This window comes from Halorubrum distributum JCM 13561 (assembly GCF_000337395.1).
Classification (GTDB): Archaea; Halobacteriota; Halobacteria; order Halobacteriales; family Haloferacaceae; genus Halorubrum; species Halorubrum distributum.
In genome coordinates, this window is the sequence record NZ_AOJF01000057.1 from 66,029 (window position 1) to 79,821 (window position 13,793).

Sequence of the window (13,793 nt, forward strand, 5' to 3'; positions counted from 1 at the left end):
GCCGTGAGTCTCACCGGACTGTGTCAGATCTGCGAGGCGGCCACCGCGACCCGCACTTGCGACCGCTGCGGGCGCGCCGTCTGCGACGACCACTGGGACGAGCGGGCCCGCGCCTGTTCCGGGTGCGCCGCCGGGCGCGGGTAGCTTGACCCGGACGCTCGGCCGAACGGTCGCGCCGTCCGCGACCTACCGGTGCCGGTTCAGCCGCTTTGTGAGCCGCTTCGCCGCGTCGCCCGCGGCGCCGAAGTACGTCGCCTCGTCGCCGGGGCGGCTCGACTCCTCGCCGGCGAAGATGATCCCCCGCGAGGAGTTCACGAGCCCCACGTCGACCGGGAGACCGGGGCGCTTCGCGAGCCCGTGTTGGACCGCGGCCTCGGCGTCGCCCCCCTGCGCGCCGACGCCGGGCACGAGGAAGGGGATCTCGGGGACGATCTCGCGGACCGTCTCCAGCTCGTCGGGCGTCGTCGCGCCCACGACGAGGCCGACGTTGCCGTTCGCATTCCAGGTGTCCGCGAGCGCGGCGACGCGCTCGTAGAGAGGCTCACCCGAGGCGAGTTCGAGGTCCTGGAGGTCGGCGCCGCCCGGGTTCGAGGTGCGACAGAGCGCGAACACGCCCTTGTCCGCGCGGTCGAGGAACGGCTGGAGCGAGTCGCGTCCGAGGTACGGGTTCACGGTGATCGCGTCGACGTGGTCGAGGACCTCGGCGTACCGCCGCGCGGTGTTCCCGATGTCGCCGCGCTTCGCGTCGAGCAGGACGGGGACGCCCTTCCCCTCCGCGTACGCGGCGGTCTCGCGGAGCGCGCGCCAGCCGTCGGGGTCCTCGTAGAAGGCGGCGTTCGGCTTGTAGCAGGCGGCGTGCTCGTGGGTCGCGTCGATGATCCGTCGGTTGAACGCCCACCGCGGGAGGTCGGCGTCGGTCACGGTCTCGGGGAGCCGGTTCGGGTCGGGGTCGAGCCCGACCGAGACGACGCTGTCGACCGCGTCGATCCGGTCCGCGAGCGTCTCGAAGAAGCCCATACGCGCCCTGCGGCGGGGGGCCCACTAACCGTTGTGTTCCGCGGTCGCCCGCGACCGGGGTGTTCGTCGGTCGAACGTACCGGACGGTCCGACGTATGTGCCGATCGGGGGATCCCGTAATAACAGGATACTCCCCTCGGCCCCTCATCTCTCACCACACGCATGGCCGGTAGCTCGGGCGGTGGCCTTCGGGAGTCGCTCTCCGGACCGATCCTGAAGTACTACGCCTACAAGGCGACGAAGGCGGTCGAGTTCTACCGGCCGATCATGTACCTCTTCTTCCTGGCGCAGGACATCTCCTTCACACAGATCGCCGTCCTGGAGGCGCTGTACAACCTGACGACGCTGTTCGGCGAGATCCCGACCGGCTACGTCGGCGACCGTGTTGGGCGTCGCAACAGCCTCCTCATCGGGACCGGGCTCATCTCGCTGACGCTCCTCGGTATCGGTTTATCGAGTTCGTTCCTCCAACTGGCCGTCCTCTACGTCTGCTGGTCGCTGGGGTACAACTTCCGCTCCGGAAGCGAGGACGCGTGGCTCTACGACACGCTCACCGACGACCTCTCGGAGGACGAGTTCGCCCGCGTCCGGGGCCGCGGGGAGTCGGCGGCGCTGGCCGTCGGCGCCGTCGCGGCGATCCTCGGCGGGTATCTCGGAAGCGTCGACCTCTCGTACCCGTGGTTCGTCGCGGCGGGCGTGACGAGCCTCGGGGTCCCGGTACTGCTCACGCTCGACGAAGCCGAGACGTACAGGCAGACCGATACGGGCGACCTGAGCCTCCGCCGGACGGTCGGCATCGTGAAAGACGTCCTCTCGCGCCGTCGCTTGCGGTCGTTCCTGCTGTACTACTACGTCCTGTACGCCGCGGTCACGTACCTCGTGTTCGTCTTTCTCCAGCCGATCTTCGAGACCGTCGTTCTCGACCTCGGGATCCGGCAGCCGCGGGTCGAATCGCTGTTGGGGTGGTTCTACGCGGCGTACAGCCTCGTCGGCGCGGTGCTCACCTACTACACGGGTGCTATCAGGGAACGGATCGGACTGCGGACGTGGTTCCTCCTCCTGCCGTTCGCCGTCGGCGGCGCGCTGATCGGGATGTACTTCGTCCCGGTGCTCGCGCTCCCGACGTTCCTCCTGATCCGCGGGGTGTCGGACGTCACCCGGTCGTTCGCCGGACAGTACATCAACGACCGGGTCGAGTCGCTCGGCCGAGCCACCGTCTTGAGCGCGATGGCGATGGTCAGCGGTCTCGCGGTCGTCCCGTTCCAGCTCGGCAGCGGCCTCCTCTCCGACGCCGTCTCCCCGCTGTTTGCGCTGGGCGTTGGCGGCGCCATCCTCGTCGTCGGGGCGACGGCCATCCTGCTCTGGGAGGTCCCCGTCGGCGACGACGCGGTCGACGCTCCGAACGACGACCGGGCGTGATCGGCGGCCCAGTCCGTGCGAAACGCCGGCGACCTAACAGGAGCAGTAGTACTCGCGGTCGACGAACTCCGTCTCGAACAGCTTCGCGGCCGGTCCCGGGTCGGAGGGGCGGTAGACGCCGGTCGTCAGGGTCCCCTCGCGCTCGAACGCGCCGGAGACGAGCCGGCGCCAGTCGGCGGCCGACAGCTGGTCCCAGAACGCGTCGTCGCCCGCGAGCAGCGAGAGGTAGTCGCGGAGGTACACCCACCGCGTCGGCTCGATCCCGTCGGACTCGTAAGTCGCGTCCGTCGCCGCGGCGTACGCCGCCATCGGGAGGTTCGCGCCCGCGGCGACCGGCAGCGAGATCCACTTCCACGGCCGGGTGTTGACGTCGAGCAGCAGGAACTCCTCGCGGGCCTCGTCGTAGACGAACTCGGACTCGCTGATCCCGTGGTAGCCGGCGTCGTCGAGGACGGCGAGCGCGCGCTCCTCGATCGCGGGCTCGTCCGCGGTCTCCACGAGACAGGACGTGCCGAAGTTGCGCGGGTACCGCACCGCGGCGTTGCCGACGACCGCGAGCGCGTCGTCGCGCCCGGACGGGGGCACGTACGACGCCAGCGAGTGGTCGCGGCCGGTCGCGATGTCGACGCGCCGCTGGGCCATCACGGCGATCCCCTCCTCGCTCGCGGCCGCGACGACGTCGGCGAACTCCTCGCGGTCCGCGACCTCGATCACGTTGGTACCGAACGCCTCCTCGAAGTCGCGCTTGAGCTCCGGCTTCACCACGAGCGGGAAGCCGAGCGCCGCCGCGGCCTCGTCGACCGTCGCGTCCGCCTCGCGCGTCCCCGCGGCTGCGGTCTCGGCCAAGCGGTACGTCTCCGGGTAGGGGACGCCGAGCCGCTCGCAGGTCGCGTACAGCTCCGACTTGTTCAACACGTCGTCGAGCGTGTCGCTGCCGGCGAAGGGGAGCCGCACGCCGTCGGGGTCGGCCTCGGCGTACGACAGCGCCCACTCGTCCATACAGCCGAACGCGACCGCCTCGGTGCCCGCGGCGTCGACGATCGCCTCCACGTCCTCGCGGAACCCGTCGAGGTCGTCGAGCGGGTACGTCACCGCGCCGGCGAAGTCGACCGCGTCCGACGGCGGCGCGAGCCCGTCGTGGGTGACCGTCCCGTTCTCGGCGCCCCCGTCGCCGGCGTCGCCGCTGGCCCGGTCGAGCGCGATCACTGGCACGTCGTGGGCGTCGAGCGCGCGAGCGACGCCGAGCCCGGTGATGTGCGCGTTGCTGACGAGCGCCGGCGGCCGCTCGAACTCGGCGTCCGCGAGCGCGTCGATCAGTCCCTCCGTGGACCGAAAGGTGTCTGCCATACCCGGTCTCGGCGGTCGACGCACAAAAGGGACCGACGTACCGGCTCGCTGTGCCCGTATCGGTGACGCGGGCGACGAGGTCCGCCACGACGCCGAGGGCGGGACCCGCGCGGGCGACGCGAGCGGCTTTTCAGGGCGCGTCGCCTCCGGATCGGTATGCGCGAAACCGAGGGCGACGACGCCGAGAACGCCGACGGCGAGGGCGACGGGCCGACCGACGAACTCCCCGACCGGGTCCGGCGGGCGTTCGCGGACCACGGCTCCTTCGAGCGCGACGGCGACGGCTGGGTCTCGACGACGACCGCGTTCGACGGGCGCGTCCGCGCCGAGCCGGCCGAAGAGGGGAGAGTCGAGTTCACGGTCGCCGTCCGCGTGCCGACGCTGTCGGCTGTCACCGCCGACGAGGTCGCCGACGTGGTCGAGGACGGCTGGGCCGACACGTTCGAGCGCCGCGCGGTCGACGTCGGCGGCGTCACCCGGAAACGGCGGGAGTTCGATCCCGTCGTCGAGCGCGAGGGCGACGAGATCGCGGTCATCTACGAGCTCGCCGACATCAACGAGCGGCGCGGGGTCGACGACGCGGGCGCGCTGATCGACTTCGTCGAGGGGACGTACGTTCAGGGCGTCATCCCCGGCTACGAGTACACGGCGCCCGTCTCGGACCTGCTCTCGGCCGCGCGCCAGCAGGGCGGCGGCGGGCCGGTCTGAGGGACCGCGGGCCGGTCAGCGGGAGGGCCGGCCGGGCCGACGGGGCGGCGGCCGGGCTGCGGCCGATAGGGGGAAGTGTCGGCGGTCCGTACGGCGACCATGCTCGCGCTGTTCGGGTTCGGCAGCCTCCTCGCCTTGGTGGCGTTCCACACGTTCCTCGCCGGTGTCGCGACCCGTTTCTTCCGGATTCAGCTCTCGACGTCGTGGGGGTCGGTCGTGTACACCCTCGTGTTGACTCCCCTGCTGTTGCTCGTCTCGACGCTCGTGTTCACGGGCGCGCTCGGCGTCGGGACCGGGATCAACGTCGGGAGCTCGACCATCCTGCTGGCGCTGCTCGTCGCGCTCCCGCTGGCGCTCGGCGTCGCGATCGACTACCTCTACGTCCCGTCGCCCGACGAGTACGAGCTGCCGGACACGCGCTGAGAGCCCTCGGACTCGCGCTGAGAACTCCGGATACCGCTGAGAACGCTCGAACGAGACGGCTTCAGCGGTCGACCAATCCGGCCACGACCTCCTCGACCCGCGCCACCACGTCCTCCGGCGCGCGCGTGGCGTCGACGCGGTGGAACCGTCCGGGGTCGGCGTCGATCAGGCGCTCGTAGTTGTCGCGCACGGCCGCGAGGTAGCCGTCGCGCTCGAACTTGTCGGTCCGGCCGGCGCGCTCGGCCGCGGTCTTCGGGTCCAGATCGAGGTAGATCGTCGCGTCCGGCGGGCGGGAAAACGCGGCGTGGATCCCGCGGACGTACTCCACCGGTCGCTCGATTCCGGCGTCGGCGCGCGCGAGCGTCGCCCCCTGATAGGCGAACCGCGAGTCCGAGTAGCGGTCGGAGATCACCAGGTCGCCGTCGGCGAGCGCCGGCCGCACCGTCTCCGAGAGGTGGTTCGCGTGGTCGGCGGTGTACAAGAACAGCTCCGCGAGCGGGTCGGCGTCCGGGTCGCCCATCGAGCGCCCCACCGCCTCGCCGTACCAGCTGTCGGTGGGTTCGCGGGTGAACGTCGCGTCGGGGTACACGTCCTGGAGCGCCTCCCAGACCGTCGTCTTACCGCTGCCGTCGAGCCCCTCCAGCGTGATCAGCATGGTGGCGTTCCGCCGTGGCGAGGAATAAACGGCGCGGGTCCGGTCCGTGCGTCCGAGCCCCCCTCGGTCCGAGCGCGGGTCCGCCCGACGGCCCTTTTTAGTGACCCCTCCCCGAACGGCCGGCATGGTCGACGACTCGTCAGCACCACGCGCGCTCGGGGGAGACGGATGGTAGCGATCGCCGTCTCGCTCTCGCGGGTGGCGGCCGCCCTCGTGTTGGTCGTCCTGAACGGCTTCTTCGTCGCCTCGGAGTTCGCGTTCGTCAGGATACGGGCCACCTCGGTCGACCAGCTGGTCGAGGACGGGAAGGCGGGCGCGGAGACGCTCCAGGAGGTGATGACCAACCTCGACGACTACCTCGCGGCGACGCAGCTCGGGATCACGCTCGCGTCGCTCGGACTGGGGTGGATCGGCGAGCCAGCCGTCGCGGCGCTCATCGAGCCCGTCCTCGGCCCGCTCCTGCCCGAGGGGCTGGTCCACCTCGTCGCGTTCGCGATCGGGTTCTCCTTCATCACCTTCCTCCACGTCGTCTTCGGCGAACTCGCGCCGAAGACGATCGCCATCGCGCAGGCCGAGCGGATCTCGCTTCTGCTCGCGCCGCCGATGAAGCTCTCGTACCTGATCTTCTCGCCCGGCATCGCGGTGTTCAACGGCACCGCGAACGCGTTCACGAGCCTGATCGGCGTACCGCCCGCCTCGGAGAGCGACGAGACGCTCGAAGAGCGGGAGATACGGCGCGTGCTGGCCCGCGCGGGGGAGGCCGGCCACGTCGACGAGTCCGAGGTCGCCATGATCGAGGGCGTCTTCGAGCTCGACGACACCGCGGCCCGCGAGCTGATGGTCCCCCGCCCGGACGTCGTCTCGCTGCCCGCGGACGCGTCGCTCTCGGCGATCCGCGAGACGGTCCTCGAGGCGGGCCACACCCGGTACCCGGTCGTCGAGAACGACGACGCCGACCGCGTCGTCGGCTTCGTGGACGTGAAGGACGTGCTGCGCGTGACCGAGACGGGCGACGACAGCGCGACCGCGAGCGACCTCGCCCGAGAGATCCTCGTCGTCCCGGAGACGACGAGCGCGAGCGACCTCCTCGTCCAGTTCCGCGACGAGCGCCGGCAGATGGCGGCGGTGATCGACGAGTGGGGCGCCTTCGAGGGGATCGCCACGGTCGAGGACGTCGCCGAGGCGCTCGTCGGCGACCTCCGGGACGAGTTCGACGTGGCCGACGGCCGGCACACGATCCGGCGGACCGGCGACCGGACGCACGAGGCCGACGGCTCGGTCGCGCTCCTCGACGTCAACGACGCGCTCGGCACCGACCTCAGCGGCGACGGCTACGAGACGCTCGGCGGGTTCGTCCTCGACCGCATCGGGCGGTCCCCGGAGGTCGGCGACGTCGCGGAGACCGAGGCGTACGCCTTCGAGGTCACCGCGGTCGACGGCGCGCGCATCTCGACGGTACGCGTCACGCGGCGCGACGATCCCTCGGAGTCGGCGGACGACGGCGACGGTGAGGGTTCGCCCAATGGGGACGCGGCGTAACGGCGCCGAGCGAGTTCGGCCGTGAACGGGAGCGGGCGACCCCGCCGGCGCGACGACGCGAGCGTTTTTCACCCGCGGGCGCGACCGGGGGCGTATGTACGACCGGATCTGCGTCCCCACCGACGGCAGCGACGCGGCCGCGGCGGCCCTCGAGCACGTGCTGGCGATCGCCGCCGACCACGGCGCGACGGTTCAGCTCCTCCACGTCGCGGACACGACCCGCGACAGCGTGACCCGGATCGGCGGCGACGTGGTCGACGTGCTGGAACGGGAGGGCGAGTCGATCGTCGAGGAGGCGGCGGCCCGCGCCGCCGACCGCGGCGTCGACGCGGAGACGGCCGTCCGGCAGGGGGGCGTGCCCGAGACGGTCGCCTCGTACGCCGAGGAGCTCGACGCCGACCTCGTCGCGATGTCGACGCGCGGGCGGCAGGGGGTCGAACACCTCGTCGGCAGCACGACCGAGCGCGTCGTCCGGCAGTCGCCCGTACCGGTGCTGGCGCTCCGCCCGGGCGACGAGACCGTCCCGTATCCGTACGAGGACGTCCTGGTGCCGACCGACGGGAGCCCTGCCGCGACCGCCGCGCTCGACCGCGCGCTCCCGATCGCGGAGCGGGCGGGCGCGACGGTCCACGTCCTCTCGGTCGTCGACACCGGCGGGATCGGTATCGGGGACCACGTCGAGGTGGACGTCCTCTCGGAGTACGCCGACGACGCGGTCGCCGAGGGCGTCGAACGCGTCGAGGCTGCCGGGCTGGAGGCGGTCGGCGCCGTCGAGGTCGCCTCCTCGGCCGCGCGCGGGATCCGGGCGTACGTCGACGACCCCGGCGTCGACCTCGTGGCGATGGGGACGCACGGCCGGACCGGCGTGGGGCGGTACCTGCTGGGGAGCGTCGCCGAGCGCACCCTCCGGACTGCTCCCGTCCCGGTGCTGACGGTCCCGGTTCCCGAGGAGGAGGAGGAGTAGTCCGGCCGTTCCCGTCAACGTCAGCCGCCGATGCGTCGAATTTCCGGAGCGTCTGACGCCGCGGTAGGTTTACGGGGCTTCCACGCGATAAGACTCGCATGAAAGTGTTGGTAGCCGGCGGGACCGGGTTCATCGGGTCGTACCTCTGTCGCGCGCTCGCGGACGACGGCCACGCGGTGACCGCGCTCTCGCGATCGCCCGAGGAGGCGCCGGAGGGCGTGACGGGCGTCACCGGCGACGTGACCGACTACGACTCCATCGCGTCGGCCGTCGACGGCCACGACGCGGTCGTGAACCTCGTCGCGCTCTCGCCGCTGTTCGAACCGGACGGCGGCAACCGGATGCACGACCGGATCCACCGCGGCGGGACCGAGAACCTCGTCCGCGCGGCCGAGGACGGCGGGGTCGACGGCTTCGTCCAGCTGAGCGCGCTCGGCGCGGACCCGAACGGCGACACCGCCTACATCCGCGCGAAGGGCGAGGCCGAGGAGATCGTCCGCGAGAGCGGCCTCGACTGGACGATATTCCGCCCCTCGGTCGTCTTCGGCGAGGGCGGGGAGTTCGTCTCGTTCACCAAGCGGCTGAAGGGGATGTTCGCGCCGGGCGTCCCGCTGTACCCGCTTCCGGGCGGCGGGAAGACACGGTTCCAGCCGATCCACGTCGAGGACCTCGTGCCGATGATCGCCGCCGCGGTGACCGACGGCGAGCACGCCGGCGAGACGTACGAGGTCGGCGGGCCGGAGGTGCTCACGCTCCGGCAGGTGACGGACCTCGTCTACGAGGCGGAAAAGAAGGGCGTCACCATCGTCCCGCTCCCGATGCCGCTCGCGAAGATAGGCCTCTCGGTCCTCGGCGCGGTCCCCGGGTTCCCGATGGGCGCGGACCAGTACCGCTCGCTGAAGTTCGACAACACGACCGCCGACAACGACGTCGGCGCGTTCGGCGTCGACACGGCCGAACTGACCACGCTCGGCGAACACCTCGGGATCCGATGAGCCGGAGAACGAACGTGTCAACTGTCCTAATCTCAACGCTGGTAACCGCAACCGAAGGCTTATATACGAGATCGCGTTCTGTTCAGTTCAAACGCGGAGGGAGCACACGATGAAACTCGCAATGATCGGATTCGGACAGGCGGGGGGCAAAGTCGTCGACAAGTTCTTGGAGTACGATAAGCGGACGGGCTCCGAGATCGTTCGGGCCGCAGCGGCCGTCAACACGGCGAAGGCGGACCTCATGGGGCTCGAACACATCGCCGAGGACCAGCGCGTCCTCATCGGCCAGTCGCGCGTGAAGGGCCACGGCGTCGGCGCTGACAACGAACTGGGCGCGGAGATCGCCGAGGAGGACATCGACGAGGTCCAGGGGGCGATCGACTCGATCCCGGTCCACGAGGTCGACGCCTTCCTCGTCGTCGCCGGGCTCGGCGGCGGGACGGGCTCCGGCGGCGCGCCGGTGCTCGCGAAACACCTCAAGCGGATCTACACCGAGCCGGTCTACGGGCTCGGCATCCTGCCGGGCAGCGACGAAGGGGGCATCTACACCCTCAACGCGGCCCGTTCGTTCCAGACGTTCGTCCGCGAGGTGGACAACCTGATGGTGTTCGACAACGACGCCTGGCGGAAGACGGGCGAGTCCGTCCAGGGCGGCTACGAGGAGATCAACGAGGAGATCGTCCGTCGGTTCGGCATCCTCTTCGGCGCCGGCGAGATCCAGCAGGGCCAGGAGGTCGCCGAGAGCGTCGTCGACTCCTCGGAGATCATCAACACGCTCTCCGGCGGCGGCGTCTCCACGGTCGGCTACGCGGAGGAGGAGGTCGAGGAGCGCTCCTCGGGCGGCCTGCTCTCGCGGCTGCGCGACGACGGCGACGACGAGGAGCTCGACAGCGCCCACACCACGAACCGGATCACCAGCCTCGTGCGCAAGGCGGCGCTCGGCCGGCTCACGCTCCCCTGCGAGATCGAGGGCGCCGAGCGCGCGCTCCTCGTGCTCGCTGGCCCGCCGGAGTACCTCAACCGGAAGGGTATCGAGCGCGGGCGGAAGTGGCTCGAAGAGCAGACCGGCTCGATGGAGGTCCGGGGCGGGGACTACCCGTACCGCGGCGCCGGCTTCGTCGCGACCGTCATCCTGCTCGCGGGCGTCACGAACGTCCCGCGGATCAAGGAGCTCCAGCAGGTCGCCATCGAGGCGCAGGACAACCTCGACGAGATCCGCGAGGAGAGCGACGAGAACCTCGACGAGCTCGTCAGCGACGACAGCGACGAGCTGGAATCCCTGTTCTAGGGCCCGCCGTCCGCTGCGATGGAGGTCATCGTCCCCTTTTCGACCGACCGCCCGAAGTCCCGACTCTCGGACGTCCTCTCGGCAGACGAGCGGGCGGCGTTCGCGCGGGCGATGCTCGACGACGTACTCGACGCGGTCGCGGCCGCCGGCGGCGAGCCGCGCGTCCTCGCCACCGACCCGGTCGACGTCGACTCGCCGGTCACCGTCGACGACCGCCCACTGACGGACGCGGTGAACGCGGCGCTGGACGCGCGGCTGGGAGCGGACAGCGAACGCGGAGGAGCAGTTGAGCCGGTCGCCGTCGTGATGGCCGACCTCGCGCTCGCGACGCCGGCCGCGCTCGACCGCCTGTTCGAGGCCGGCCGCGACGCGGACGTGGCCGTGGCGCCGGGCCGCGGCGGCGGCACGAACGCGTTCGTGGCCTCGCACCCGGACTTTTGGGTCGACTACCACGGCGCGTCGTACCTCGACCACCGCGAGATCGCGAGCGAAATCGACGCGGCGTTCAGGACGGTCGACTCCCATCGGCTCGGCACCGACGTCGACGAGCCGGCCGACCTCGCGGAGGTGCTGATCCACGGCGAGGGACGGGCCGCGGCGTGGCTCCGCGAGGCCGGCTTCGCGCTCGACGCGGAAGAGGGGCGCGTGGCGGCGGTTCGAGAGTGAGGCGCCGCCGAACCGCGCCGCGCGCCTCCCGCCCCGTCCGCGGTCAGTGACGCGACAGTGAGGTCACCGCCGAGTCAACTCGCCCGTTTCTTGGATGTCGAAGGGAAGGGCCTCCGTCTCGTCCCCCGACGGGACGAAGTGAACGTGACCCTCGTCGGTCAGCGTCGAGTTCTCTTCGTACGCGCGATAGCGGACGAGATACCGTCCCGCGTCGACGACTCCCTCGGCCGTCGCCTCCCCGTCGGGCCCGACGTCGAACGACGAACTGAACGCTCTCGCCGCGGCCTCCGTCGCACCGTCGTCGCCGTAGAACGCTACTTCGACGGTGTAGGGTGCGTCCGTCTGGTTGAACACGGTCACGTCGATTCGAGCGCCGCGCGAGCGGAGCCGCGAACAGCCGGCGAAGGCGCCGGCCGCGGCGGCACCGGCTGCCCGAAGCGCGGATCGTCGGGAGGGCATGGCTTCATCGTCGAGAGACGCGGGTTATCGGCTTTTCGGCTCGCTTCCGACCCGAACCGCGCGTCCCCTCTCGCGCGGAGGCCGGCTCTGTTGTCCGACCCGTGTCGGCCGGCCGCGGCGTAACCGGATCCGGTGTCGTCGAGGGATCCGCAACCGCGATTCTTTTTAAACGCCGACCGCGAGTGACGGCCGTGTTCGCCGGAGCCGACGAGTACGACGTCGACGTGACGGTCGACGAGCGGGCGGTCGAGCGGCTGCTCTCGGTCCGCCCGACCGACGTCGACGCCGCCGACCGGCTCACCTTCGCGCGCAACGTCTTCATCCCGCTCACGACGGCGTGCCGGTACACCTGTACGTACTGCACTTACTACGACGTTCCCGGGGAGGCGTCGCTCCTGTCGCCCGAGGAGGTGCGCGAGCAGTGCCGCGTCGGCGCCGACGCGGGCTGTACGGAGGCGCTTTTCACCTTCGGCGACGCCCCCGACGAGCGGTACACCGAGGTCCACGAGACGCTCGCGGAGTGGGGGTTCGACTCGGTCCACGACTACCTCTACCGGGCCTGCGAGATCGCCTTGGAGGAGGGGCTGCTCCCCCACTCGAACCCCGGCGACCTGACCGAGGGCCAGTTCGCCGACCTCCGCGAGGTGAACGCGTCGATGGGCGTCATGCTGGAGACGACCGCCGACGTCGACGCGCACAGCGGTGGCCGCCGGAAGACGCCCGGCCAGCGGCTCAATACGATCCGCGCGGCGGGTCGGCAGGGCGTCCCGTTCACCACCGGAATCTTGGTCGGGATCGGGGAGGACTGGCGCGACCGCGCCGAGAGCCTGCTCGCGATCCGCGAGCTCCACGAGCGACACGGTCACGTCCAGGAGGTCATCGTGCAGAACGTCGTCCCCAACGAGCGCTCCGACTTCCCGAAGCCCGACCTCGCGACGATGCGCCGAGTCGTGGCGATGGCCCGCGCGGCGCTCCCGCCCGAGGTGTCGGTTCAGGTGCCGCCGAACCTCTCGCCGGCGGCGGACCTCGTCGACTGCGGGATCGACGACCTCGGCGGCGTCTCGCCGGTGACGGACGACTACATCAACCCGGCGTACGAGTGGCCAGACCACGGGGAGCTCGAAGCGGTGGCGGACGCCGGCGGCGTCCCCCTCCGCGAGCGCCTCCCGACGTACGCGCGGTTCCTCCCTGACGAGATCCGGCCCGCGGGCGTCGACCCCGCCCCGGAGCCCGACGGTCGCGAGGCGTGGATCCCGCCGACGGTCCGAGAACGGATCGTCGCGGACGACGTCCACGGGCGCCGGCTGCGAGCGGTCGCGCGCGGCGACGGGCCGCTCGCGGTTCGGAGCGACTGACGCGCCGCCGCTTCGGGGCGATCGACGCCTCGCGCCGGACGTAAACAACCGCGCTGCCAGTAGCTTCTTTATATAGTCTCGTGAAAGGGTCTCTGATGGCTCCCTTACAGTTCGACGCGATCACGAACGCGGTCGACGTGGCGGCGCTCGCGACCACGGCGCTCCGGTTCGTCGCCGGCTTCCTCGCCGTGTTGTTGCTCGGAAGACTCGTCCTGATTCCCGGGCTCCGGCGGGTCGTCAGGTCGCGCGGGTTCGACGAGGCCGTGTTGAGCCTCGGGACGAACGTCCTCAACGCCGTCATCTGGGTGGCCGCGATCGCGATCGGCTTCGCCGTGGCCGGCTACGGGAGCTTCCTCTCGGCGTTCGCGGTGTTCGGCGGCGCCATCGCGCTCGCGGTCGGCTTCGCCGCGCAGGACCTCCTCGGGAACTTCGTCGCCGGCGTGTTCATCCTCAAGGACAAGCCGTTCGCGGTCGGCGACTGGATCGAGTGGGGCGGCAACTCCGGTCGCGTCGAGGAGATCGACCTTCGCGTCTCGCGGGTCCGGACGTTCGACAACGAGCTGGTGACGGTGCCGAACGGCGACCTCGCGAACAGCGCGGTGACGAACCCCGTCGCCTACGACACGCTCCGACAGAAGTTCGTCTTCGGGATCGGGTACGACGACGACATCGAGACGGCGACCGACATCATCGTCGAGAAGGCCGAGGCCCACGAGGAGATCCTCGACGACCCCGGCGTCTCGGTCCGGCTCGTCGAGCTCGGCGACTCGGCCGTCGGGCTCCAGTCGCGCTGGTGGATCGCCGACCCCGACCGCGGCGACTTCGTCCGCGTGCGCTCCGAGTACGTCACCGCGGTGAAGGAGGCGTTCGACGACGCCGGCATCGACATGCCGTACGTCCACCGGCAGCTCACCGGGAGCGTCGAAGTGATCGAGGACGTCGCCGCCGACGAGTAGGC

15 protein-coding genes are annotated in these 13,793 nt (G+C 71.1%); 11 read left to right on the plus strand and 4 right to left on the minus strand.

All coding sequences use genetic code 11. From position 1 onward, the window contains the following. The first annotated feature begins 3 nt into the window (after positions 1-3). The gene (locus C470_RS16185) at positions 4-144 is read left to right on the plus strand and encodes a hypothetical protein (protein WP_008367993.1); all 141 of its coding nucleotides are present in this window, start codon (positions 4-6) and stop codon (positions 142-144) included. Between the two features lie 42 nt (positions 145-186). Here the strand turns inward: C470_RS16185 and pyrF are convergent, their stop codons facing one another. Further along, complete coding sequence (gene pyrF, locus C470_RS13770) at positions 187-1,017, minus strand: orotidine-5'-phosphate decarboxylase (protein ID WP_008367994.1); 831 nt, start codon at positions 1,015-1,017, stop codon at positions 187-189. A gap of 162 nt (positions 1,018-1,179) precedes the next feature. Here pyrF and C470_RS13775 point away from each other — a divergent pair, with 162 nt between their 5' ends. Further along, positions 1,180-2,436, plus strand: a complete 1,257-nt coding sequence (locus tag C470_RS13775; protein ID WP_008367997.1) for an MFS transporter — start codon at positions 1,180-1,182, stop codon at positions 2,434-2,436. 33 nt (positions 2,437-2,469) lie between these two features. Here the strand turns inward: C470_RS13775 and C470_RS13780 are convergent, their stop codons facing one another. Then, positions 2,470-3,783 carry a carboxylate--amine ligase gene (locus C470_RS13780; RefSeq protein WP_008367999.1) on the minus strand — a complete coding sequence of 438 codons (1,314 nt, stop codon included), beginning with the start codon at positions 3,781-3,783 and terminating at the stop codon, positions 2,470-2,472. 156 nt (positions 3,784-3,939) lie between these two features. Between C470_RS13780 and C470_RS13785 the strand changes: the two genes are divergently transcribed. Next, positions 3,940-4,491, plus strand: a complete 552-nt coding sequence (locus C470_RS13785; protein WP_004598977.1) for a DUF5813 family protein — start codon at positions 3,940-3,942, stop codon at positions 4,489-4,491. 99 nt (positions 4,492-4,590) lie between these two features. Then, positions 4,591-4,914 carry a hypothetical protein gene (locus C470_RS13790; RefSeq protein ID WP_004598978.1) on the plus strand — a complete coding sequence of 108 codons (324 nt, stop codon included), beginning with the start codon at positions 4,591-4,593 and terminating at the stop codon, positions 4,912-4,914. Between the two features lie 61 nt (positions 4,915-4,975). Here the strand turns inward: C470_RS13790 and tmk are convergent, their stop codons facing one another. Continuing rightward, on the minus strand, positions 4,976-5,569 hold the full coding sequence (gene tmk / locus C470_RS13795) for a dTMP kinase (RefSeq protein WP_004598979.1): 594 nt from the start codon (positions 5,567-5,569) through the stop codon (positions 4,976-4,978). Positions 5,570-5,737: 168 nt separating this feature from the next. On the opposite strand from tmk, the gene C470_RS13800 reads away from it, so the two are divergent. The 5 genes from C470_RS13800 to cofC all read left to right on the plus strand — a co-directional run bounded on the left by C470_RS13800 (position 5,738) and on the right by cofC (position 11,021). Then, complete coding sequence (locus tag C470_RS13800; RefSeq protein WP_008368002.1) at positions 5,738-7,108, plus strand: hemolysin family protein; 1,371 nt, start codon at positions 5,738-5,740, stop codon at positions 7,106-7,108. 94 nt (positions 7,109-7,202) lie between these two features. Further along, positions 7,203-8,072 carry a universal stress protein gene (locus tag C470_RS13805; protein ID WP_008368003.1) on the plus strand — a complete coding sequence of 290 codons (870 nt, stop codon included), beginning with the start codon at positions 7,203-7,205 and terminating at the stop codon, positions 8,070-8,072. A gap of 98 nt (positions 8,073-8,170) precedes the next feature. Beyond that, positions 8,171-9,067 (plus strand): complex I NDUFA9 subunit family protein, encoded by an 897-nt coding sequence (locus C470_RS13810; protein ID WP_008368005.1) that lies wholly within the window; start codon positions 8,171-8,173, stop codon positions 9,065-9,067. Positions 9,068-9,176: 109 nt separating this feature from the next. Next, complete coding sequence (locus tag C470_RS13815) at positions 9,177-10,355, plus strand: tubulin/FtsZ family protein (protein WP_193365843.1); 1,179 nt, start codon at positions 9,177-9,179, stop codon at positions 10,353-10,355. An 18-nt stretch (positions 10,356-10,373) separates the two neighbouring features. After that, on the plus strand, positions 10,374-11,021 hold the full coding sequence (gene cofC / locus C470_RS13820) for a 2-phospho-L-lactate guanylyltransferase (RefSeq protein ID WP_008368009.1): 648 nt from the start codon (positions 10,374-10,376) through the stop codon (positions 11,019-11,021). Positions 11,022-11,084: 63 nt separating this feature from the next. On the opposite strand, the gene C470_RS13825 is transcribed toward cofC, so the two are convergent. Beyond that, positions 11,085-11,480 carry a hypothetical protein gene (locus tag C470_RS13825; protein WP_007997106.1) on the minus strand — a complete coding sequence of 132 codons (396 nt, stop codon included), beginning with the start codon at positions 11,478-11,480 and terminating at the stop codon, positions 11,085-11,087. 191 nt (positions 11,481-11,671) lie between these two features. Here C470_RS13825 and cofG point away from each other — a divergent pair, with 191 nt between their 5' ends. Both cofG and C470_RS13835 read left to right on the plus strand, forming a co-directional pair. Beyond that, positions 11,672-12,835, plus strand: coding sequence for a 7,8-didemethyl-8-hydroxy-5-deazariboflavin synthase subunit CofG (cofG, locus tag C470_RS13830; protein WP_008368011.1), 1,164 nt, complete (start codon positions 11,672-11,674; stop codon positions 12,833-12,835). Positions 12,836-12,930: 95 nt separating this feature from the next. Further along, positions 12,931-13,791, plus strand: a complete 861-nt coding sequence (locus tag C470_RS13835; protein ID WP_004598991.1) for a mechanosensitive ion channel family protein — start codon at positions 12,931-12,933, stop codon at positions 13,789-13,791. Positions 13,792-13,793: the final 2 nt, after the last annotated feature.

Coding starts and splice junctions, on each gene's coding strand:
- C470_RS13825 (WP_007997106.1), bottom strand. CDS start 11,480: ATGCCCTCCCGACGATCCGCGCTTCGGGCAGCCGGTGCCGCCGCGGCC.
- C470_RS13815 (WP_193365843.1), top strand. CDS start 9,177: ATGAAACTCGCAATGATCGGATTCGGACAGGCGGGGGGCAAAGTCGTC.
- C470_RS13775 (WP_008367997.1), top strand. CDS start 1,180: ATGGCCGGTAGCTCGGGCGGTGGCCTTCGGGAGTCGCTCTCCGGACCG.
- C470_RS13835 (WP_004598991.1), top strand. CDS start 12,931: ATGGCTCCCTTACAGTTCGACGCGATCACGAACGCGGTCGACGTGGCG.
- cofC (WP_008368009.1), top strand. CDS start 10,374: ATGGAGGTCATCGTCCCCTTTTCGACCGACCGCCCGAAGTCCCGACTC.
- C470_RS13805 (WP_008368003.1), top strand. CDS start 7,203: ATGTACGACCGGATCTGCGTCCCCACCGACGGCAGCGACGCGGCCGCG.
- tmk (WP_004598979.1), bottom strand. CDS start 5,569: ATGCTGATCACGCTGGAGGGGCTCGACGGCAGCGGTAAGACGACGGTC.
- C470_RS13785 (WP_004598977.1), top strand. CDS start 3,940: ATGCGCGAAACCGAGGGCGACGACGCCGAGAACGCCGACGGCGAGGGC.
- C470_RS13780 (WP_008367999.1), bottom strand. CDS start 3,783: ATGGCAGACACCTTTCGGTCCACGGAGGGACTGATCGACGCGCTCGCG.
- C470_RS13800 (WP_008368002.1), top strand. CDS start 5,738: ATGGTAGCGATCGCCGTCTCGCTCTCGCGGGTGGCGGCCGCCCTCGTG.
- C470_RS13810 (WP_008368005.1), top strand. CDS start 8,171: ATGAAAGTGTTGGTAGCCGGCGGGACCGGGTTCATCGGGTCGTACCTC.
- C470_RS13790 (WP_004598978.1), top strand. CDS start 4,591: ATGCTCGCGCTGTTCGGGTTCGGCAGCCTCCTCGCCTTGGTGGCGTTC.
- pyrF (WP_008367994.1), bottom strand. CDS start 1,017: ATGGGCTTCTTCGAGACGCTCGCGGACCGGATCGACGCGGTCGACAGC.